The 20855-nt window shown below is 66.1% G+C and carries 20 protein-coding genes and 2 riboswitches; of the genes, 6 read left to right on the top strand and 14 right to left on the bottom strand.

Annotated features, from left to right (window positions below):
- Window positions 1-92: 92 nt before the first annotated feature.
- From VVR41_RS05315 to VVR41_RS05285, 7 genes are all read right to left on the bottom strand, one after another.
- Entirely contained in the window at window positions 93-1571 is a 1479-nt protein-coding gene (locus tag VVR41_RS05315) for a bifunctional hydroxymethylpyrimidine kinase/phosphomethylpyrimidine kinase (protein WP_368523892.1), read from the bottom strand.
- Window positions 1568-2197, bottom strand: a complete 630-nt coding sequence (gene thiE / locus VVR41_RS05310; protein ID WP_368523891.1) for a thiamine phosphate synthase — start codon at window positions 2195-2197, stop codon at window positions 1568-1570. Before thiE ends, VVR41_RS05315 begins: the two co-directional genes overlap by 4 nt.
- Window positions 2194-2985 carry a hydroxyethylthiazole kinase gene (gene thiM, locus VVR41_RS05305; protein WP_368523896.1) on the bottom strand — a complete coding sequence of 264 codons (792 nt, stop codon included), beginning with the start codon at window positions 2983-2985 and terminating at the stop codon, window positions 2194-2196. Before thiM ends, thiE begins: the two co-directional genes overlap by 4 nt.
- Window positions 2986-2990: 5 nt before the next feature.
- Window positions 2991-3097: riboswitch (TPP riboswitch) on the bottom strand.
- Window positions 3098-3147: 50 nt separating this feature from the next.
- The gene (locus VVR41_RS05300) at window positions 3148-5220 is read right to left on the bottom strand and encodes a YhgE/Pip family protein (protein WP_368523890.1); all 2073 of its coding nucleotides are present in this window, start codon (window positions 5218-5220) and stop codon (window positions 3148-3150) included.
- A gap of 64 nt (window positions 5221-5284) precedes the next feature.
- Window positions 5285-5941: a DUF3239 domain-containing protein gene (locus tag VVR41_RS05295; protein ID WP_368523889.1), complete on the bottom strand. Its 657-nt coding sequence runs from the start codon at window positions 5939-5941 to the stop codon at window positions 5285-5287.
- A gap of 21 nt (window positions 5942-5962) precedes the next feature.
- A complete protein-coding gene (locus tag VVR41_RS05290) occupies window positions 5963-7597 on the bottom strand; it encodes a DNA repair helicase XPB (protein WP_321102061.1) in 1635 nt (544 codons plus the stop codon).
- A gap of 20 nt (window positions 7598-7617) precedes the next feature.
- Window positions 7618-9690 carry a helicase-associated domain-containing protein gene (locus tag VVR41_RS05285; RefSeq protein ID WP_368523888.1) on the bottom strand — a complete coding sequence of 691 codons (2073 nt, stop codon included), beginning with the start codon at window positions 9688-9690 and terminating at the stop codon, window positions 7618-7620.
- A gap of 52 nt (window positions 9691-9742) precedes the next feature.
- On the opposite strand from VVR41_RS05285, the gene VVR41_RS05280 reads away from it, so the two are divergent.
- Window positions 9743-9937 carry a hypothetical protein gene (locus VVR41_RS05280; RefSeq protein WP_321102065.1) on the top strand — a complete coding sequence of 65 codons (195 nt, stop codon included), beginning with the start codon at window positions 9743-9745 and terminating at the stop codon, window positions 9935-9937.
- A 64-nt stretch (window positions 9938-10001) separates the two neighbouring features.
- Here the strand turns inward: VVR41_RS05280 and VVR41_RS05275 are convergent, their stop codons facing one another.
- Window positions 10002-10634 carry a resuscitation-promoting factor Rpf1 domain-containing protein gene (locus tag VVR41_RS05275; protein WP_368523887.1) on the bottom strand — a complete coding sequence of 211 codons (633 nt, stop codon included), beginning with the start codon at window positions 10632-10634 and terminating at the stop codon, window positions 10002-10004.
- A gap of 11 nt (window positions 10635-10645) precedes the next feature.
- Window positions 10646-10777: riboswitch (cyclic di-AMP (ydaO/yuaA leader) on the bottom strand.
- 241 nt (window positions 10778-11018) lie between these two features.
- Between VVR41_RS05275 and VVR41_RS05270 the strand changes: the two genes are divergently transcribed.
- Window positions 11019-11402, top strand: coding sequence for a cold-shock protein (locus tag VVR41_RS05270; protein ID WP_321102067.1), 384 nt, complete (start codon window positions 11019-11021; stop codon window positions 11400-11402).
- A gap of 6 nt (window positions 11403-11408) precedes the next feature.
- Here the strand turns inward: VVR41_RS05270 and VVR41_RS05265 are convergent, their stop codons facing one another.
- Both VVR41_RS05265 and VVR41_RS05260 read right to left on the bottom strand, forming a co-directional pair.
- Window positions 11409-11909: a DUF2771 family protein gene (locus tag VVR41_RS05265; protein ID WP_368523886.1), complete on the bottom strand. Its 501-nt coding sequence runs from the start codon at window positions 11907-11909 to the stop codon at window positions 11409-11411.
- Between the two features lie 10 nt (window positions 11910-11919).
- Complete coding sequence (locus tag VVR41_RS05260; protein WP_368523885.1) at window positions 11920-12723, bottom strand: glutaminyl-peptide cyclotransferase; 804 nt, start codon at window positions 12721-12723, stop codon at window positions 11920-11922.
- Window positions 12724-12733: 10 nt separating this feature from the next.
- Here VVR41_RS05260 and VVR41_RS05255 point away from each other — a divergent pair, with 10 nt between their 5' ends.
- Window positions 12734-13480, top strand: coding sequence for a DUF3027 domain-containing protein (locus VVR41_RS05255; protein ID WP_368523884.1), 747 nt, complete (start codon window positions 12734-12736; stop codon window positions 13478-13480).
- Here the strand turns inward: VVR41_RS05255 and VVR41_RS05250 are convergent.
- Window positions 13477-14172, bottom strand: a complete 696-nt coding sequence (locus tag VVR41_RS05250; protein WP_368523883.1) for a hypothetical protein — start codon at window positions 14170-14172, stop codon at window positions 13477-13479. The genes VVR41_RS05255 and VVR41_RS05250 overlap by 4 nt on opposite strands.
- 91 nt (window positions 14173-14263) lie before the next feature.
- Between VVR41_RS05250 and VVR41_RS05245 the strand changes: the two genes are divergently transcribed.
- Window positions 14264-15721, top strand: a complete 1458-nt coding sequence (locus VVR41_RS05245) for an NCS2 family permease (protein ID WP_368523882.1) — start codon at window positions 14264-14266, stop codon at window positions 15719-15721.
- 1 nt (window position 15722) lies between these two features.
- Window positions 15723-16517 carry a TrmH family RNA methyltransferase gene (locus VVR41_RS05240; RefSeq protein ID WP_368523881.1) on the top strand — a complete coding sequence of 265 codons (795 nt, stop codon included), beginning with the start codon at window positions 15723-15725 and terminating at the stop codon, window positions 16515-16517.
- Here the strand turns inward: VVR41_RS05240 and VVR41_RS05235 are convergent, their stop codons facing one another.
- The 3 genes from VVR41_RS05235 to serC are packed head-to-tail and all read right to left on the bottom strand — an operon-like array spanning window position 16518 to window position 19348.
- A complete protein-coding gene (locus VVR41_RS05235; RefSeq protein WP_368523880.1) occupies window positions 16518-17363 on the bottom strand; it encodes a DUF6928 family protein in 846 nt (281 codons plus the stop codon). It lies immediately after the preceding gene.
- A 5-nt stretch (window positions 17364-17368) separates the two neighbouring features.
- Window positions 17369-18184 carry a septation protein SepH gene (gene sepH / locus VVR41_RS05230; RefSeq protein ID WP_368523879.1) on the bottom strand — a complete coding sequence of 272 codons (816 nt, stop codon included), beginning with the start codon at window positions 18182-18184 and terminating at the stop codon, window positions 17369-17371.
- A 39-nt stretch (window positions 18185-18223) separates the two neighbouring features.
- A complete protein-coding gene (serC, locus tag VVR41_RS05225; protein ID WP_368523878.1) occupies window positions 18224-19348 on the bottom strand; it encodes a phosphoserine transaminase in 1125 nt (374 codons plus the stop codon).
- Window positions 19349-19492: 144 nt separating this feature from the next.
- Between serC and VVR41_RS05220 the strand changes: the two genes are divergently transcribed.
- On the top strand, window positions 19493-20788 hold the full coding sequence (locus VVR41_RS05220) for a citrate synthase (RefSeq protein WP_368523877.1): 1296 nt from the start codon (window positions 19493-19495) through the stop codon (window positions 20786-20788).
- The last annotated feature ends 67 nt before the right edge of the window (window positions 20789-20855 follow it).

The following is a 20855-nucleotide window of genomic DNA, read 5'->3' as shown; positions in this document are numbered from 1 at the left end:
CGGCCCCGGGGAGTTCCGTCGTTCCGGTTTTGTCCTGCTTAGCAGGAAAAGCTCGAGCCTTCGGTACTCCCCGGGACGTTACCGCCGTAGTACTAGGGCACTATCCACGCGTGATCGGATTGGGCGAAGAACAACGTCTCGCAACGGGCCGCGATGCGGAAGGCTTCAGCGGCTTCGTCAAGAAGGTGTGGGTTGCGTTCGAGCGACGCTTCAACCCGTGCGATTGCTTCGCGCGTCGAGTCGGCAAAATCATCGCCGGCGTACGTTGCAAGCCACGCATTGTACGGATGCTGATCGTGGTTCCTCGCCGCGAATCGAGCGCCTACCTCGTAGTAGAGCCAGTAGCAGGGCAATACTGCGGCTTCGCCTACTGTGTTCGTCTGTACGTAGACAGCGGACAAAAGGAAGTCTGTGTAAGCGCGGGTAACGGGCGATAGATCTGCCTCAGGCCTCCCCTTTAACCAACGCTCATGCAGCTCGTTTTCGACATCGATTATGCCGTCAGCATCGTCGGCCCAACCCCCGCCTAGCACTCGAAGCGCATGGGCATAACGTGTTAGGTACGCGGCGTCTTGTGCAACATAGAAATAGAAGTCGTCATTCGGAAGTGAGCCCGCCCCGAGGTCGCGCACGAACGACAGCTCAAGGATGTCGGTGAGTTCGCCTCCAATGGCGTCCCATAACCGTGCGGTATGTGGGCCTGCTGGCGGCATCAACGGGGAAGTTGCAGCTGAATTCGACACCGTCCATGGCTGTGTTGAGGCGCTGCGGGCCATTCGTCGCAAAGTGTGGGTGTGATCCACCGGACCGTTGCCATGGCCGATCTCCAGTGCGTCCGCGTTGCGGATGGCCTCGTGCAGCCAACGAGTGGCCCACTTCGTTGCGGATGCCGCGTTCCATCCATCGGCGAGCTTCGTGGCGATTGCCGATGACAGCGAGCATCCCGTTCCGTGTGTGTTTTTCGTATCGACCCGTGTGACGGGGAAGCGCTGTACGTCGCCTGTGGGGCTGACGAGCGCGTTGTCGGCCAGCGCGCCACGGAGATGGCCCCCCTTGACGAGCACGTAGGTGTCGATCCGCGCTGCGAGCTGCTTCGCTTGGGCAATGGCGGCCTCCAGCGTGCTAGCGGGTGTGCTCTGCGCCAGGACCGCTAGCTCCGAGAGATTGGGAGTGACCAGGCTGGCGTGGTGGGTGAGTTCGCGCACGGAATCTTCCGCTGCGTCAGCGAGCAGTGCGTCACCGGATGTCGCCACCATGACGGGGTCGAGCACCACTGGGCAGTCCTGCGTGGCCACGAACTCCCGGATCACCTCGGCCACCTCCGCCGAGCCAAGCATTCCGATCTTGATGGCGTCGATGGCGACGTCGCTCGCGACGCACTCGAGCTGGGCACGCAAGAATTCGAGGGGTGGAGTGTGAATCGCCCGAACACCTTGAGTGTTCTGGGCAACGAGAGATGTGACCACGCTGTAGGAGAAGCCGCCGGCGGCGGCGATGGATTTGATGTCGGCCTGGACTCCGGCTCCCCCGGTGGGGTCGGTGCCGGCGATGGTGAGCACGCGCGGGATCATCGTGCCTCCTCAAAGCGGGTACGCAGCTGGCGTGCGGCGGCGCGGGGGTCGTCGGCGGCCATGATGGCGGAGACGACACAGAATCCATCGACTGCTGTGCGGCCCACCTCTGCGACGTTGGTGGCATCGATGCCCCCGATCGCCACGGCTTTCACGCCCATGTCGTGTGCGGCACGGGCGAGGTAGTCGAGAGCCGGGGCACCAATGCCTGCCGGGGCGTCAGCTTTCGTCGTGGTGTTCCATACCGGTCCGATCCCGACGACATTGGGACGTGTCGCGGGGTCGATGATGTTGAGATCCGCGTGGCTGTCACACGACAAGCCGATCAGCGCGTGAGGGCCGACCAGATCGCGCACCTCGGCGACCGGCTGGTCGCCTTGGCCGACGTGAACGTGAAGGCCGAGCTCGGCGGCGACAGCGACGCGGTCATTAATCACGATCGGCACGTCGATCCGCCGCATCAGCTCGCGTGCCTGCGCGGCGACGACCTCGTCCGGCGCGTGCTTGTCGCGCAGCTGGACCACGGTAACGCCGCCGGCAACAGCCTCTTCGACGATATCGATGACCTTGTCGCGCCCGCCGGCGAGGTCGGGGTCGGTGATGAGGTAGCAGGTGTAGTCGATCATTGTGCGATCTCCACCCGGGCGAGGATGTCTTCTGCACCAAGCTCGTAGAGGCCGTCGATCCACGCGGTGTGGAAGGAGCCGGGAGCGCTGGTGCGCTCGCCCGCGAGCTGGCCGGCAGCGCCGGTGTGGGCGTGGGCCGCGACGACGGCGGCGAAGGGATCAATGCCCTCGATGCGCGCCGCGCCGAGGTAGGCCGCCGTGATAGCTCCCAGAGCGCAACCGGTGCCGATGACCTGCGTGATCATCGGATGCCCGGAGGTCAGCCATACCTGTGTCTGAGCGGAAGCGATGAAGTCGCGCTCGCCGCTGACGGCAACGATGGTGCCGAGTTCGCCGGCGAGGTCTACCGCGGAATTGGCGACGGCCTCGACCGAGTCTTGGGCGTCGACTCCGCGGGCGCCGGCGCCGATCTTGGCCAACGCTGCGATCTCGGAGGCGTTGCCACGGATAGCGGCTGGGTGCAGGTGAGCGATGTCGTCGATAAGCGCGGAGCGCAGTTTGAGCCCGCCGGCGCCCACTGGGTCGAGAACCCATGGGGTGCCGGCTTTCGTGGCGGAGGAGACTGCCTCGCGGATGGCCAGGAACTGCTCGGCAGACGGAGTTCCCGGGTTGACCAGGACGCCATTGGCAACGGCGGCGAAATCGCCGGCCTCACCCGGTAGCGAAACCATGGCGGGGGAGGCACCTATTGCAAGAAGTGCGTTGGCGCTGACCTGTTGGACCACAGTATTGGTCAGGCATTGAACAAGTGGAGTGTGTGCGCGGACGGCGTTTATTGCCTCCGTCATGGCAGCATGAAGCATCAGGACTATCCCTTCGCTAGTACGAACTAGAGCAGGTTCGACGGGTGTGATCTCAGCGGCTGGACGTTGCAGTCCTGCCGCACCCCGTGTCACGTGATGCCGACGCTAGCACATATGCGCCCTGGTAAGCAGCGGAACGAAATCTCCTTAGTAGGTGATCGAGGTAAACGGCTCCTCGCCGAGGCGTTCCTCGCGCTGCGGGAGGCGGTGCCCCTCGAGCTCCTTGGCTTGGCCGCTGCGCCGCGCGTTGTAGATGAGCGTCGATGCAACAACTGCCAGCAGAGCGGAACCGGCGAGGACGATAAGGCCGATCCAGTAGGAACTGTCGAAGAGGCCGTCGGTTGCTCGCATGAACGCGTCGCGGGCGTAGCTCATCGGGTGCAGTGCGTGGAAGAGCTGCAGCGGTGCCGGAATTGTCGGCAGTGGCCACACGCCACCGAAGACGAAGAGTCCGAGGGCGAAGAAGCCGACGGAGAACAATGCTCCGACCAAGCGTCCGAAGAGGATGCGGAAGAACTGGAACAGGGCCGCGCCGTTGACGGCGACCAGGGCGATGACGACGCCCATGGCCAGCCAGTTCGCGGGGCGCCAGCCAGTGAGGATGGAGATCGCCGTGAACATCGCGAGCACCGCGGCGTTGGCAAGCGTCATCAGGCCAAACGCGCGCAGTACCGGTCCGGCGGCCGTGCGGCTCTCGGAGCGGCGGCCGACGACGTGGGGGAGAAGGGCGGAGAGCACAGCCATGACGAGGTAGCCGAAGATCAGCATGACGATCATCGAGAAGCCGCTTTCAATTCTCTTCTCGGTGGGGTTGCTTTCGTCGATAAGCCCCTGTGTGGGGTGCATGTTTGCTTCCTCGAAGAGGATCGGCACGGCCATCTGGCGCGCAGACTCCGGAACCTTAGACACAGTGGGGGCGTTGCGCGCGCCCTCCTGGAGCTTCGCGTTGAGCTCGGACGAGCCTTCCTTGAGCTGGGTCACTCCGTCGGCGAGCTGGGCGCCGCCGGCAGAAAGCTGCGAGGTGCCGTCCTTGAGCTGGGTCGCGCCCTCGGAGAGCTGGCCGGTGCCCTGCACGAGCCGGTCGGTGCCGGCGCGTAGTTCGGTGGAGCCGGAAGCGAGCTGCTGGGAGCCGTCGACAAGCCGGTTGACGCCGTTGAGGTAGGGCGCACTCGGGTCATTGAGGTTGTAGCTGAGCTGCTGGGTGCCGTCGCGCAGCCGGTTGAGCTGAGAAACCATATTGGCGGAGTTCGCTGGGTCGAGCTTGGAGATCGATGCGTTGAGCTGGTCTGCTTGGGCCGTCATGCCGACGGCGTAGAGCGTGTCCACAACAGGGCGGACCTGGCCGACAACGCCCTGGACCTGCTCGAGGAGCGGGATCAGGGTTCCGGTGAGCTGCTGGACACCGCCGTCGATCTGGGCGGCGCCGTCGCCAAGCTGGGTCGTGCCGTTCTTTAGCGTGCCCAAGCCGGTGCTGAGCTGCTGGGCACCGGACTCGAGGCGCTTGGCGCCTGCGTTGAGCTCACCGGCGCCACTGTTGAGCTCGGCCGCACCCGTGCTGAGACGCGTTGCGCCGTTGTCGAGCTGGTTGATGCCGTCGACCGCGCGGCCGGCGCCGTCGCCAAGGCGGCCCAAGCCGTCGTCGATCTTGGCGGAGCCGTCGGCGGCGAGCTTGATGCCGTCGCCGAGCTGATTCATGCCGGTCAGGGTTTCGGTGGCGTAAGTCTCTGCGATGGTCTGGGAGATCTCGGCCTGCAGCTGGGGGATCAGGCCGGCGGTGAGGACCTTGCCGTTGGACCCGCCGTAGTCGTTGTAATCGATGCGGATCTCGGACTGCCGCGGCTGCTCGGAAATGAGCGAGACGACGTCGGCGGAGAAATCCTCCGGAATGGTCACCACGAACAGGTAATCACCCTTGGTCAGTCCAAGCTGCGCGTCGGCCTCATCGACCTCGTGGAAGTCGAGGTAGTCCGTCTCGAGGAGGCCTGTGACAACTTCGTCGCCGACGACGCGGAACTCGCCCTTGCTCTCCGCGCCGGTGTCCTCGTTGACGATGGCGAGCGGAACGCTGGGCAGTGCCTTGCTGGGGTCCCACATCGCCCACATGAACGTGGCCGACATGAGCAGGGGCACGACGAGGGCGATAACGATGAGGATTCTGGCAGTCTGGCTGACGGGGCGCCAGTCCAAGACGCGGCCGAATCTAGAGCGCGTGGAGGCCATATCGTTTCCTTTCGCGAAGTGTTTTGGAAACAAGATAATCCACGGGCTCGCCGCCGAGAAGTGTTTAGCCTATGAAAACCAAATTATTTTTAGCCTCTTTGATCTCGGCGAGGCGTGCGCGCCCTTTCTCCAGCAGGTGCCATTGGTCGCGGGGCACTGCCGCGCGAGCGGCGTCCACCACCGCTGGATCGGCGGTGCCCCAGGCGATGGGCATCGGGGTGATCATCTGCCAGCGCGACGTGTCGTGGATGGAGCGCTGCCCTCCCACCGCGGCCACGGGAACCTTCGTCCCCACGACCCCGTCAGTATGCGGCAGCGATCGCACCGTGCGCGCGGTCAGGGCCCATGCGGGCGGGGCGTCCGGGTCGACGTTGCCGTTGACTAGAGCTAGCAACGTGTAGTCGGTCGCACCCCGCTCGGCGACGACGGCGGGGGCGAGCGGGTGGGCGCTGTACAGCGACTGCGCGGAACCCACAGAGCGCGGGATAAGAAGACCCACAATCAGCATCATCACGCCGAAGAGGACGAGCCCGAGCGAGCCAAGCACACGCCACGGGGAGTCGGGCAAAACAACAAACCACACCGCGATTCCCGCGGCGACCGAGAGAACGAACAGGGCGATGCCGGACCACACGAGGTAGCGGGTGTCGCGCAGCAGCTCGTTGTGCTGCTTGGCGTAGTCCTCGTCGACGTCGAACCGGAACACCTTCATCTCGCTCATGGCGCTCATTCTATAGGCCCGTCACAGGTCGTCGGCGTCCACCAGCCGGTATGCGTAGCCCTGCTCAGCTAAGAATCGCTGCCGGTGCATGGCGTATTCCGCATCGAGGGTGTCGCGCGCGACCACGGTGTAGAAGGTCGCCTCCGCGCCATCGCTTTTCGGGCGCAACAGCCTGCCTAAGCGCTGGGCCTCTTCTTGGCGCGAACCGAACGTGCCCGACACCTGGATGCCCACGGCTGCCTCCGGCAGGTCGATGGAGAAGTTCGCCACCTTCGACACCACGAGCGTGGACAGCTCCCCGGAGCGGAACTTCGCAAACGCCTCCTCGCGCTTCTTGTTCGACGTGGAGCCGTCGACAAGCGGCGCGCCAACGTGCTCGGCGATTAGCTCGAGCTGCTCAAGGAAAGCGCCGATGATCAACGTCTGCTGGCCGGCGTGTCGCGCCAGCAGCTTATCGACGACCCCAAGCTTGCGCGACGACGTCGCCGCCACCCGGTACCGCTCGCGGGTCTCCGCGGCGGCGTAGACCATGCGCTCATCCTCGTCCATCGTGGTGCGCACCTCCACGCACTCAGCGGTGGCGATGTAGCCGGCCATCTCGAGTTCTTTCCACGGCGCGTCGTAGCGCTTCGGCCCGATGAGCGAGAACACGTCGTCCTCGCGTCCGTCCTCCCTGACCAGGGTGGCGGTTAGCCCGAGGCGGCGGCGCGACTGCAGGTCGGCGGCCATGCGGAACACCGGCGCGGGGAGGAGGTGGACCTCGTCGTAGATGATCAAGCCCCAGTCGCGGGAGTCGAACAGCTCGAGCGCCCTGTACTCGCCCTTCGTCTTGCGGGTGACCACCTGGTAGGTGGCGATGGTGACTGGGCGGATCTCCTTGCGCTCGCCGGAGTACTCGCCGATCTCCTCGGGAGTCAGCGTGGTGCGGCGCAGCAGCTCGTCGCGCCACTGCCGCCCGGCGACCGTGTTGGTGACCAGGATCAGCGTCGTCGTCTGGGCCTGCGCCATCGACGCGGCGCCGACGATGGTCTTGCCCGCCCCGCACGGCAGGACGACCACGCCCGAGCCGCCCTCCCAGAACGACTGGGTGGCGTACTGCTGGTAGTCGCGCAGCTCCCAGCCGGTGGTGTCCAGAGCGATGGGGTGGGACTCGCCGTCGACGTAGCCCGCGCGGTCGTCGACGGGCCAGCCGATCTTGGTCAGTTCCTGCTTGACGCGCCCGCGCTCGGAGGGGTGGACGGCGACGGTGGTGTCGTCGATAAGCGAGCCAAGCAGCGGAATGATCTTTTTGTGCCGGGTGATCTCGGTGATCAGGGCGCGGTCGTCGGCTTCCAGCGTGAGCCCGTGGGCGGGGCTTTTGACCAGGCGCAGGCGACCGTAGCGCGCCATGGTCTCGGCGATGTCGATGAGCAGGGCCTGGGGGACGGGAAACCGCGAGTATCGCTCGAGCACGTCCACGGCGGTTTCCGCGTCGAATCCCGCGGCGCGTGCGTTCCACAGTGCGAGCGGGGTGATCCGGTAGGTGTGCACGTGTTCCGGGGCGCGCTCGAGCTCCGCAAACGGGGCGAGTGCCGCGCGGGCAAGACCCGCCTGCGGGTGCGCCGTCTCCAACAACACGGTCTTGTCTGATTGGACAATCAGCGGTCCGTCGAGCATGGGTTCCTTTCCCGAAACGGTTACGTGGCCGGCACGGCCTTGGTCACGCGCGGCAGCGCGATGCGCACCACTTTTCCGGTGGCCTCATCAACCACGTCAGCTTGGCCCGCGGTGACAGTCAGGGGCAGTACGGTCAGGGTACTGCCGCGTCCGTTCTTATCCACATAGCCCACTCTCACGCGGCGGCGGGCTCGTGCGGCGGCGCGCAGCGTGGAGGGGATGGAGGACTGCTCGGCAGCGCCTGCTCCCGCCTCTGTGTCGCCGCCCGAGCGCAATGCCGCGAGCACGGAATCGGCGTGCTCGGGTGGGACACTGCGCTCGCGCGGCAGCGTAGACGGCGTCGGCGGGGCGAGCACCGGCTCCGGGGCAGCACTGAGCAGTGCGCCGGAGGCATCCTCGGCACTCGGCTGCAGTCCCGCCGCGCGCAGCTGCGCGAGCAGCTGGTTCAGGGGCAGCTCGCTGACCGCGACGGTCGGGGCCACGACGCGTAGCTCAGACACGCGAAGCGCGGCCTCGGTCACGAGGGCGGGATCGGAACTGCGCACGAAGCTACCGACGGCGCCTGCGCGCAGCGCGCCGTGGTTCCGGGCGGCGTCCTCGATGACGAAGCTGAGCGCCTGGGGCACCTCGCCGAGGGCGTGCTCACGCAGCCAGGTCACGAGTTCCTCGGCGGTGCGCCCGGCATCGAGCGCGCGGCGCACCGACTGCTCACTCACGCGGTACACGCTGGCCAGACCCGGGGACTCCAGGTCGGCGAAGGACTCCACAACCGCTGCCATGGCAGGAGAGAGCGGGCCCGGTGCCAGGATGGTCATGTCGGCCTGCGCAATGACAGTGCTGACCTCGGCGGGGACGAGCTGTGCTGTCTCGGCGGCGACGTCCCCGCCCTCGAGCAAGACCTGGACCGGCGTGGCGAGGAACCCCAGTGCGCTCGCCCCGAGGAGGGCGGCTTCGGATCCGACAGCGTCGATGAGCCGGAGCGACATGCCGGAGGCGACAAGCGGCGACTCGAAGTGCAGGTTCGCCACGACATCGCCGCCGGTGGCGCGCAGAATGGCCGCGCGCGCCGTGCGCACATCCGGGGCATGCGTCTCGTCGGAGAGGAGACGCTGTTCCTCAGTCAGATCGGTGCGCCACGGGGACGCCGCCCAACCCGCGAGCAGGATCGCCCACTGGTCGGACTGGGACAGATCGAGCCAGTGCAGGCCGTCGCGGGTGGCGGCGAGAACGTCGCCGTCGTCTGTGACCCCGCGCCCGATCAGCCCGGCAGACTCGCCGACGGTCACGGCTAAGGCGGGGTCGAAACCGAGGGCTTTCTCCAGGCTCGCCCGCGCGCGTACGCCGACGCTGCCGTCGCGGTTCAGTGCGAGCGGGGAGGCGACAAGCAGTGTAAGCAGCTGGCGCTGCATCCTCACCGCGTCGAGTCCCTGAGCTGTCGCCGCGGTGTCCACGGCGACCTGGTCGGCCTCCCCGCGCTCGGGCGGGCGCAGCGGGTAGACCCGCGGGGACTGCCCGCGCAGCACCTCGCGCACCGGCCGCGGAAGGCGAACAGTCGACTCGTCAGCCCGCACGAGCAGGCCGAGGTCGACGAGATCCACGACGGGCCCGCTTCGTGCCGAGGTCACCCCGACGCCACCGGAGGCAGCGAGGGTGTCGAGGACCTTGCGCTGCGCGGGGGAGAGCGCGGCGATGGTCTCCTCGACACCGTCCGGGGCGTGGTCGAGGATGCGCCACCCCGGCGGCAGCGCGGCGGTCGCGCCCGGGGCGAGCCGCAGTGCCTCGTCGGGCCCGTACGCAAGACCGGCCGCGCGCAGCCGGGCTACGCTGCCAGCGACATCCAGTGGCAACTCGGCCAATTGTGTCAGTGGAACTGGGGAGAACTCCGCTCCCGCGTTGCCGGCCGTCTCGAGCACCGCGATATCGGCCGCGTTGAGGCGGCGCACCGCGCGGGCGAGGGACGCTGGCAGGGTCAGGCGCGTGGCGAAGGACGCCAGCGACGGGGGAGTGGGGAAGGTTGCGTCTGGGCGGGCGTCGATAAGCGTGCGAAGCTCATCGTCCGACATGGCGCCGAGCGCAGCAGAAAAGTCAGACATACGGGGGTAAGTTTACGTGCGTTTTCGCCACCGGCATGAAACAATGACGACTATGGCTAAAGACGTTGAGAACATCGGTCGCGCGAACCCGGCGTGGCCCACGCACACCCCCGCCCACGTGCACCCGGTAACCGAGGTCACCTCGACCCTCGCCGGAGCTTCGAGCCCCTTCGGTGACGAGCTCGTGCTCCCGCGTCCGGCCGAGGAGATCGGCTACGTGCACCCGACCACGCGCATCAACCGCTAAGGCGCTTCAACGACTTAAACCCCCGCTGGTGATCCAGCGGGGGTTTCGTCTGTGCGGCGGCTTCTTAGCGCACAGCGGTGAGAAGGGCGCCGACGTTGCCGGAGAGGGCGGCGTCGATAATCGCCTTGTTGGCCTGGTAGAACGTGTTGTAGCTGTGGCGGTTCGCGGCGTAAGAGTCGCGCACGGCGGCCGGGACCGGGATGTTGTAGGCCGCGAGCGTGGAGCTGAGCTGGTTGTAGGTGGCGTCAACTTCCGGGGAAGCCTGGACTGCCTGGACTGCAGGGGCTGCGTGAGCCGCAGGGGCCGGAGCAGCGGCGGGAACGTCGCGGTTGGTCGGCGCGGAGTTCAGACCGAGGCGGGCGGAGCAGGAGGGCCATGCGCCCCAACCCTGCTGGGCGAGGGTGCGCTCGGCGACGGCGATCTGCTGCTCGCGGGTGGCCAGGTTGGCGGTCGGGGCGTACTGGGTGCCGCCGAACGCGCGCCAGGTGGAGGCAGAGAACTGCAGTCCGCCGTGGTAGCCGTTGCCGGTGTTGATGGCCCAGTTGCCGCCGGATTCGCACTGTGCGAGTCGGTCCCAGTCGGAGTCCGGGGCGGCGGAGGCGGTCGGGGCGACAATGCCGGTGAGGGCTGCGGCCGCAGCGGTGCCGGCGAGTGCCTTGGTGGCAAAAGATGCGGTCTTCTTGGAGTGGCGTCCCATAGTGATTGTGTTCCTCTCTTCTTCAACGCCTGCGAGGTTAGCTGTCGGGTTCTGGCTGAGGCGCCAGGCCACGTGAGGTGGCTTCACCCCGTGGGGAGTGGGTCCCCCGCTTCTGTCGGTGCAGAATTCGGCGTTGCCCGGTTGGGCATGGGCGCAACTCTAGCGTTTTATAACGATTGAGTCACGCGACGGGAAAGCAGAGTTAACGGAGAGGGTGAACTGCCGCGTAGATGCGCAGCTCAGGGCGTTACGCGGCAATTGGGTGATCTGCATCACGGTGGCCTCATGGTGTCTCCGGCCGGCGCTAGGAATCCGCACCGGCGCGGAGTACCATTGTTGTTTTTGACAGACCCTATGAAAGCCCTATGAAAGCGAGGTTCACCGATGCCGATCGGAAAGGTGAAGTGGTTCGACGCGGACAAGGGGTTCGGTTTCGCCTCCAACCCCGGTGATGAGGACGTCTTTATCAGCAAGTCCGTTCTGCCCGACGGTGTTGACGAACTCGTGGCGGGCCAGCGCATCGAGTTCGATTTCGCAGCCGGACGCCGCGGCCCGCAGGCGCTGCGCGTGGCCGTCCTTGACACGCCGAAGCGCCGCGCCGTGCACCGCCGCGACCCGGAGCAGCTCGGCAGCATGCTTGCCGACGTCATGACGCTCATCGAAACCCAGGTCCAGCCCGCCCTGACGGCAGGGCGCTACCCGGAGCGCAAGGAGGCCCGCCAGGTCGCCGAGATTCTGCGCGCTGTGGCCAAGGAACTCGACGTTTAAGTCGTCTTACTCGAAGGCCACCGACCAGGTGGCAATGACGGGGATTTCCTCCCCGTCATTTTTTGTGTCGATCGCGAGCGCGGACACCTCCGCCACCACGAGGCGCGCGTCGCCGACGACGGCGTCGACCTCAGCGGTGGTGGACTCGCCAGACTGGAACACCTGCTCTGCGTTCGCCGCTGGGTCGTCGTAGACCGCGAGCAGCTTCCAGCTCGACGAGGAGATCTCGCGCGGCACGGTCACCGTGACCGCCGCGGTGTCATCGCGGGGCATCGACGGGGGCTGGCCGCCGTCGCACTGTGCGTCGAGCTCGCACACGGTGTAGACGGGGATGTCGCTTTCCGCAGCGCCGTTGACCACCTGCACGCTGACCTCGCGCACCGGGGCGACGGGTCGGTTTTTCTGCCACTCCAGGAAGAAGTACAGCACGGTGACGAGCACCGCGACTGCCGCGACTAACGCGGCGAGCAGCTTCCAGGCGGGGGTCTTCTGTGCGGGTGAACTCATGCGCGCGAGTCTATCCGGTGGGCTCGAACGTGACCCGGTAGAGGTCGGGCCAGCGCTTGCCGCTGAGATAGAACTCGTCGGTGCCCGGGATGTGGGCGATGCCGTTAAGCACGTGGTTCGGATCCGGCGTGGCGTTGTTGGGCAGCCCGGAGGCATCGATGACCGCGGTGACCTCGCCGGTGGCGGCGTCGATGCGGTAGATGTCCGTGGTGAGGAAGACGTTGGCGTAGACGTCGTCGCCGACGCACTCGAGTTCGTTCAGGCCCGTGACGGGCGAGCCGTCCAGGGTGACCTCGAAACGCTCGCGTTCGGCCAGGGTGTCGGGGTCCATCCGGCGCAGCTTGCTGGTGCCGTCGGAGAAGATGATTTCGTCCTGGCGCGAACACACGCCCCAGCCCTCGCCGTCGACGGTCACGCGGTCGAGCTCAGCCAGCGTCTCGGCGTCGCGCTTGATGGCCACACCGTCCTTCCATGTCAGCTGCCACAGGTGGTCGCCGGCGCGGGTGACACCCTCGCCGAAGAACGCCGGGTCGAGCGGTGCGTTCGCCAGTTCCTCCCCTGCGACGGTGCGGCGGTAAAGGCGCGATTCGCCGACCATCCCCGTCGCCACGTACATGCTGCCGTCGTCGGCGACTTCCAGGCCTTGGGTGAAGCTGGTCGGATCGAAGTCGAGGCGTTGCTGCACCACGGCCGTGAGTCGCTCCGGGGCTGCGTTAACGGTGTCGACAGGATCCGCGGCCGGGGCGCAGGACGCGAGGGAGGACAAGGTGGCGGCGGACAGAGGCACCGCGAGGACATGCACGTTAAGACCCATAGCCTCCATCATGCACGACGTCGCGCATAATAGGGGCGTGTCTGATAAGTCCCGTTCGTCCCGCACCAGCCCGTTGCTCGGCTCCCGCGCGGTCGCGATTGCCCGCGAAGCGCTCGAGGAGATCGCTGATGGCGAGATCGGGGAGCACATCGGCGTAGCGGGGGTGTCGCGCAATGTTGCAACGCACCGCTTCGCCGCGAGCGTGCCGGGCTACCCCGGGTGGGAATGGAACGCCGTCGTCGCCTGCGCCACGAATTCCACGTGGGTAACGGTCAACGAGGTGGCGCTCGTTCCTTCACCGACGGGTGATGCGCTCGAGGCTCCGGAATGGGTGCCCTACGCCGAGCGCCTGCGACCCGGGGACCTCGGCCCCGGGGATCTGATGGAGCCCGCGCCTGACGACGCCCGCCTGACCGACGACTCTTTCAGCCGCGACGCCGTCACCTTCCCGGGCCGCGACACTAAGAAGTTCCTCACCCGCCGCGGACTCGCGGACGCCGCCACCCGCTGGCGTACCGGTGACTACGGGCCCAACAGCGAGTTCGCCTCCCAGGCGGCGCTGCACTGCCGCAGCTGCGCTTTCTGGGTTCCCCTAGGCGAGCCTGTCGGCGACAACTTCGGCGTGTGCGTCAACGAGTTCTCCGCCGACGGCACCGTCGTCGCGGCGAGCTACGGCTGCGGCGCGCACTCGGATACAAAGGTCGCCACAGACATTGACAGCGGCGAAGCTTTCGACGACGAGAAGCCGCTGTATTAAATCGCCTGCGCCCGCGCCCAGCGCATCTTGTTGATCTCGCGGTGCGTGGGCAGGCCGCCACGATTCAAGGCGATTCGCCCGGGCACGTCCACGCCGTACTCGCGCCACGTCGTCACCAACCGCGCGCCGTGGACCGGGTCGATGAGCCACGTCTCCGCGTGCATCAGGTCGTACACGCGGAACCCCCGCGGCGCGTCTGTGACCACCGCGCCCGCTTCGCGCAGGACGTCCACGACACCGTCGAGGGCGATCGACGGCGTCGTCCGCGGGTGCCCGGAGACAGTGACCACTGGAGACTCTCCAGTGGAAATCGTGAGCAGCGGTGCGGCGATGGCCTGGGGGATGCGCGAGGAGGCGTCGATAAGCAGGCCCTCGTGGGTGCCCAGCGCGGCGAGACACGAGCGCTGCCACCCGAGGTCCGGGCCGCACACCTCGGGGTGGGTTCGTTGGTCGCGCACGGCGGTGGCGGAGAGAACCACTTCGTCGGGTAGGGGAGCCAGCGGGCGAAGCGTTAGCGAGACCACACCGTGCCCGACCTCCACAATCGCTTTGCGCGTCCCCGACACGACGGCGAGATCGACCCGCAGCCGGTTGAGATCCGCGCTCGACACCCCGAGCTCGCGCAATGCCCGCAGGTATGCAGGTGCGTCTACGACCGTGCCCTCTGAGACGGCAAAGGTGAAAACGTGCACGAAAGGTGACTCCTCCAAGTTTTGAAATTTGCCCTGTGCAGTGACACTCTGTTTCCTGACAATTTCAGACCTTGATAATAGGGAGTCGCAGGTGAGCACTACCCAATCCGCCCGACGAACCGCACCCGCGGGAGGGCTCGACCGATTTTTCCACATCACTGAGCGCGGTTCCACGGTGGCCACCGAGATCCGCGGCGGCGTGGTGACCTTCTTCGCGATGGCCTACATCGTGCTGCTCAACCCGCTCATCATCGGCACCAGCCCCGACCGCGAGGGCACCGTCCTGGGTATCCCGGAGGTGGCCGCGGTGACGGCGCTCGTCGCCGGCGTCATGAGCATCTTGTTCGGTGTCGTTGCCAAGTACCCCTTCGGTATCGCAACCGGCCTGGGCCTGAACACGCTCGTGGCCGTCACCCTTGTCGGTCAGCAGGGTTTGACCTGGCCTGAAGCCATGGGCCTGGTGGTCATCGACGGAATCATCATCTGCATCCTCGCGGTCTCCGGGTTCCGCACCGCAGTCTTCCGCGCCATCCCGGACTCGATGAAGGCCGCGATGTCGGTCGGTATCGGTATGTTCATCGCGCTCATCGGGCTTGTCGACGCCGGCTTTGTCCGCCGCATCCCCGACGCCGCCATGACCACCGTCCCGGTCCAGCTCGGCATTGGCGGATCGATCGCGTCCTGGCCGACTTTCGTCTTCATCATCGGCCTGATCATCTGTGGCTTCATGGTGGTCCGCCGCATCCCCGGCGGCCTGTTCATCGGCATCGTGGTCACCACGATCATCGCCCTGATCGTGGAGCGCATCGTCGGTGCCGGCTCGTCTGCCGACGCCCCCACCGGCTGGTCGCTGGCCGTCCCCTCCTTCCCGGATTCCCTGGGCTCGGCGCCTGACCTGTCCCTCGTTGGAAACGTCGACCTGTTCGGCGCGTTCATCCATGCGGGCGTGATCGCGTCCTCGCTGCTCGTGTTCACCCTCGTGCTGGCAAACTTCTTCGACGCGATGGGCACCATGACCGCACTCGGGCGCCAGGGCAACCTGACCGACGAGTCCGGCAACCTGCCGGGGCTCAAGCGCGCCCTGGTCGTCGAAGGTTTCGGCGCAGTGGTCGGCGGCGCGGCATCCGCGTCCTCCAATACTGTCTACGTCGACTCCTCCGCGGGCATCGCCGACGGAGCGCGCACCGGCTTGGCCAATGTGGTCACCGGCGTGCTCTTCCTGCTGGCCATGTTCTTCACCCCGCTCTACGAGATCGTTCCGATCGAGGCCGCGGCCCCGGTTCTCGTCGTCGTCGGTGCCCTGATGATGATGCAGGTCGGCGCAGTTGACTGGTCGAAGTTCTACATCGCGCTGCCGGCGTTTCTCACCATCGTGACCATGCCGTTTACCTACTCCATCGCTGACGGTATCGGAGTCGGTTTTATCTCCTTCACCCTGATGGCCGCGTTCGCAGGAAAGGCGAAGGACATCCACTGGATCATGTGGCTGATTTCCGCCCTGTTCGTCGTGTTCTTCGCGCACGGCCCGATCATGGCGGCGCTGGGCTAGTATGCGGCGCACGCTTATCGACGACCCCGCGGACCCCCGCCTCGACGACATCCGCGACCTGAAGACCTCCGACACAAAGAAGGACCTCGTCTTCGCGGAGGGCCCGCTGGTGTGTGGCCGCCTCGTCGAGTCGCGTTTCCCCGTCCGCAGCGTCATCGGCTTCGGCGGCAGGCTCGACTCCTTCCTCGCCGACTACGGCGATCAGTTCGACGCCCCCGTTTACGAAGTAACCCGGGAGATCCTCGGCGAGGTCGCGGGTTACGACATGCACCGCGGCCTGCTCGCGGTGGGGCAGCGGGTTCCGGAGCCGCCGGTGAGCGAGGTCATCTCGTCGGCGCGCACACTCGTCATCCTCGAGGGCGTGGGCGATCACGAAAACATCGGGTCGATCTTCCGCAACGCCGCCGGCATGAGTGTGGACGGCGTGCTCTTCGGTGCTGGAACCGCCGACCCGCTCTACCGTCGCAGCGTGCGCGTTTCGATGGGCCATGTCTTACGCACCCCGTTCGCCCACCTCGAGGGCACCTCTACGACGTGGCAGCGCTCTCTCGACGAGTTGAAGAAGGAAGGCTGGTGGCTGGTGGCGCTGACCCCGGCTGACGACGCCGCCCTGCTCAAAGACGCCGTGGCCGGCCACGACAAGGTCGCCTTCCTTGTCGGCGGCGAGGGGCCGGGCTTGACGCGCCACGCTATGGCCGCCACCGACGTGCGCGCCAAAATCCCGATGGCGGAGGGGACCGACTCGCTTAATGTGGCGACCTCCGCCGCCATCGCCTTCTACGAGCGGATGCGCTAACTAGCGGTCGAAGTGCCGGACGCGCTCGTTGACGCGGCGTGCCAGTGAGACAGCCCCACGTCGCACGGACCGCGCGACGCGGCGGGCTGCGGCCAAGCTGGCGTCGGCAAGCTGGGCGAACTCGTCGCCGCCTTCGTCGGAGGTCGAAAGCTCGTAATCGTCGTAGACCTTGTCCTGCTCGGCGAACTTCGCCGCGACCTCGGCCACCGATTTCGTCGCCGGGGCCTTCGCCTCGATCTTGGGCTCGGGTCTACCGTCGACGGCGTAGCCGACGACGTGGATGTCCGGTCCCTCCGGAGAAACGGGCACACCGATCCACGCCTCCTGCGCGGCCTGAGCGAGCTCACGCGGCACAAACGGAAGGGAGATCCCGCCGATCTGCTCCGCTTTCTCTCCAGACCAGTAGGGCAGCTCCACGGAATCGGGCAGGCCGATGTCCTCGATGACAGTCTCGCGAGTCCCCGCGAACGCGCGGCGCACGCCCGCGGCGGTGAAGTGGGCGAATCCAGCAAAGTCGCTCTCAGTCCCGATCGCGCACACATAAATATCTGGGGCGGGCAGGATGGCGCGCAGCTGCGGGGCGATCTCGGAGACCGCGTCGACGTCGTCGATAAGCGTTTGCACCACCGCGACCCCCGGATATCCCGCGATATAGAACTCGGCCTCGCCAGGTGCGGAGGAACGGTTGAGGGGGAACTCTCCGATAGGCGTGATTGGCCAGGTGGGGTTGAGCTGGGCGAGGAGCTTGCGGCCGAAGCCACGATCCGGTTTGGGCTCGGAGCGCAGCACGGCGGCGGGGTCGCCGTTGTCGACGAACCAGATGGTGACGACGGAAGCGTGCCCCATAGTGACTACTTCCGCGGGCGTTTCGTGTTGGTGCGTACCCCGAGCAGAACGTCCTCCCAGTGGGGGGTAACGGCGCGGCGGGCGCGCTTCTGGGGCTGGCCCTCCGGCGAAGGATGCTGCAAAAAGTCGCCCTCAGCGGACTCGGTTGCAGTCTCAGTCTCTTTCTCAACTTCCGGCTCGCCGGCAGGTTCCTCCGCGGCGGGCCGGCTGATCTGCTCGACCGCGGTGAGTGATCGCACCGGCTGAACAAAGTCCGGGTCGGTCAGGTCCGCGGCGACGGCATTGCGGGCCTCGGTGGTGGCGGCAGAGCCCATGGACTGCTTAAACGACCACAGCGCCTCGTTCTCGGACAAGCCCGTCTGCCAGCGCACGTGGACGGTCCAAGAGTCGCCGGGTTCGCGGGTGGCGTCCCACGTCGCCGCCGAGACCGAGTGACCACGCGCGGCAAAAGCGGTGGCGAGGATCTCGAACAGCGTTAGCTTCGCCGGGCCGTCTTCGCGCAGCGGGTGGGACTGCTTCGCAGCCTCCGAGATTTGCCCGCGCTCCAAGAGCACTGGGTGCGCATATGCCTCAAGACGAGCGGGGTCGACCCCCATTTCCTCGGCCAGCTCATCGACGGTGGCGCCAGCGCGGATGCGCGTCTGAATATCCTTCGGGCGCAGCGGCAGCGGTGCCGACGACACTGGGGGAGTAGGAGGAGCACTGGGGGCCGGGGCAGGAGCCAACTCCGTGCGTGCGAGCTGGTAACGGACCCCGTCCGCGTCCTTGAGGACGTGGAAGGTCTCCGTCGACTCGTCTTCGACGAGGTACAGCTCTCGCATGAATTCTCCTTTTTCAGCCCGGCTCAACGTTTTCTCAGCTTAACTGACGCCGACGCCCTTCCCGAGCAGGAAATCGATGGCAGCAGTGAGCTTTTCGACGTCCGCCGGCTCAATCGCCGGGAACATCCCGATACGCAGCTGGTTGCGGCCGAGCTTGCGGTAGGGCTCCGTGTCGACAATGCCGTTGCTGCGCAGGGCCTTGGCCAGCGCAGCGGCATCGACGGAATCATCGAAGTCGATTGTGCCGACGACGAGCGAGCGCGCCTGAACATCCTCGACATACGGGCTGGCGAGCTCGTGGTTCTCGGCCCAGGAGTACAGCGCAGAGGACGATGCCGTGGTGCGCTCCACCATGCCTTCCAAACCGCCGTTGGCGTTCATCCACTCGACCTGATCGGCGAGCATGAGCAGCGTGGCCACCGCAGGGGTGTTGTAGGTCTGGTTCTTCCGGGAGTTATCCACCGCCGTCTGCAAGTTGAGGAAGGCAGGGATGAAGCGATCCGAGGCAGCGATCTTTTCGATGCGCTCCAGGGCGGCCGGGCTCATTGCCGCGAGCCACAGGCCACCATCGGAGGCAAAGCACTTCTGTGGGGAGAAGTAATAGATGTCAGCCTGGGACATGTCGACGGGGAGGCCGCCGGCGCCCGAGGTGGCGTCGACAAGCACGAGCGAGGAAGAGTTCGGCCGCTCGACGGGCACCATGGCGCCTGTCGACGTCTCATTGTGCGCCCACGCGACCACGTCAGCGTCCGTATCAGCGAGTGCGGAGGGCGACGGCGCGGTGCCGGGAGCGGCCTCGACGATTTCGGGCGCGTCGATCCACGGAGCCTTCTTTGCGGCTGCCGCAAACTTGGACGAGAACTCGCCGAACGACAGGTGGGCGGACTTGTTCTCGATCACGCCGAACGTCGCAGCGTCCCAGAATGCCGTTGCCCCGCCCAGAGAAAGCACGATCTCATAGCCCTCAGGGAGCTGGAACAGGTCCGACAGCCCGGAGCGCACGCGCCCGACGACGTCCTTGACCGCCGCCTGGCGGTGGGAGGTACCGATGACGTCCTCGGCGGCGCGCACGATCGCGTCGATCTGGCCGGGGCGGACCTTCGACGGGCCGCAGCCGAAGCGACCGTCGCTGGGGAGCATTTCTTGGGGGAGGGAGACAGTCATGTCCCTAGGATAGCCGCGGCACGTAACCGGCCCGGGGAGGGCGCGATAAGTGTGGCGGGTCCCAAAAACTTTTTAAGTTGTCGCGCGTGTCACAAAACTTGCTAGGATAGGGGGCAGTATCAACGCGACGTAGAAAGGCTTCCAATGGCTACTAACACCAACGAGAAGGCCGTCCTTCAGTACCCCGGCGGCGAGTACGAGATGGACATCATCAAGGCAACCGAGGGCAACAGCGGTATCGTTCTGGGCAATCTCCTGGGCGAGACCGGAATGGTCACGTTCGACCCCGGCTACGTCTCCACCGGTTCCACCGAGTCGAAGATTACCTACATCGATGGCGACGAGGGCATCCTCCGCTACCGCGGGTACGACATTGCAGACTTGGCAAACAACGCCACCTTCAATGAGGTTTCCTATCTCCTCATCCGCGGCGAGCTGCCCACCCGCGAACAGCTCGAGTCGTTCAACATGGACATCCGCCGCCACACCCTTTTGGACGAGGACTTCAAGGCCGCATTCAACGTGTTCCCGCGCAACGCGCACCCGATGGCCGTTCTGGCCTCGTCGGTGAGCATTCTGTCCGCCTACTACCAGGACCAGCTCAACCCGCTCGACGAAAAGCAGCTGGAAAAGGCGACCGTCCGTCTCATGGCGAAGGTGCCCATGCTCGCCGCGTACGCCTACCGTGCATCGCAGGGTAAGCCGTACATGTACCCGGACAACTCCCTCAACCCGCGCGAAAACTTCATGCGCATGATGTTCGGTTACCCGACCGAGCCCTACGAGGTCGACCAGGTGCTGGTTAAGGCTCTCGATAAGCTCCTGATCCTGCACGCTGACCACGAGCAGAACTGCTCTACCTCGACCGTGCGCATGATCGGCTCCGCCCAGGCGAACATGTTCGTCTCCGTTGCCGGTGGCATCAACGCACTCGCTGGCCCGCTGCACGGCGGTGCCAACCAGGCAGTTCTTGAAATGCTCGAAGAAATCAAGAACAACCACGACGGCGACGCCACGGACTTCATGAACCGCGTGAAGAACAAGGAAAAGGGTGTCCGCCTCATGGGCTTCGGGCACCGCGTGTACAAGAACTACGACCCGCGCGCGGCGATTGTCAAGGACACCGCGCACGAGGTGCTCGAGCACCTCGGCGGCGACGAGTTGCTGGACCTGGCAATGAAGCTCGAAGAGATCGCGCTTAACGACGACTACTTCGTCTCGCGCAAGCTCTACCCGAACGTCGACTTCTACACCGGCCTGATCTACCGCGCGATGGGCTTCCCGACGGACTTCTTCACCGTCCTGTTCGCCATCGGCCGTCTCCCGGGCTGGATCGCTCACTACCGTGAGCAGCTGGAGATGAACTCCAAGATTAACCGCCCGCGCCAGGTGTACACCGGTTCCGCACACCGTCCCTTCGTGCCGCGTGACCAGCGCTAATTAGCGCACTAAACCGCCGAGACTATAATCGGGAAACCAGTCTCGGCGGTTTTTCAATTATTAAGGA

Origin of the sequence: Corynebacterium sp. LK2510, from assembly GCF_040946405.1 — a bacterium.
Taxonomy (GTDB): Bacteria; Actinomycetota; Actinomycetes; order Mycobacteriales; family Mycobacteriaceae; genus Corynebacterium.
The sequence above is the reverse complement of the archived record's forward strand: the minus strand, read 5'-3'. Positions and strand labels throughout refer to the sequence as shown.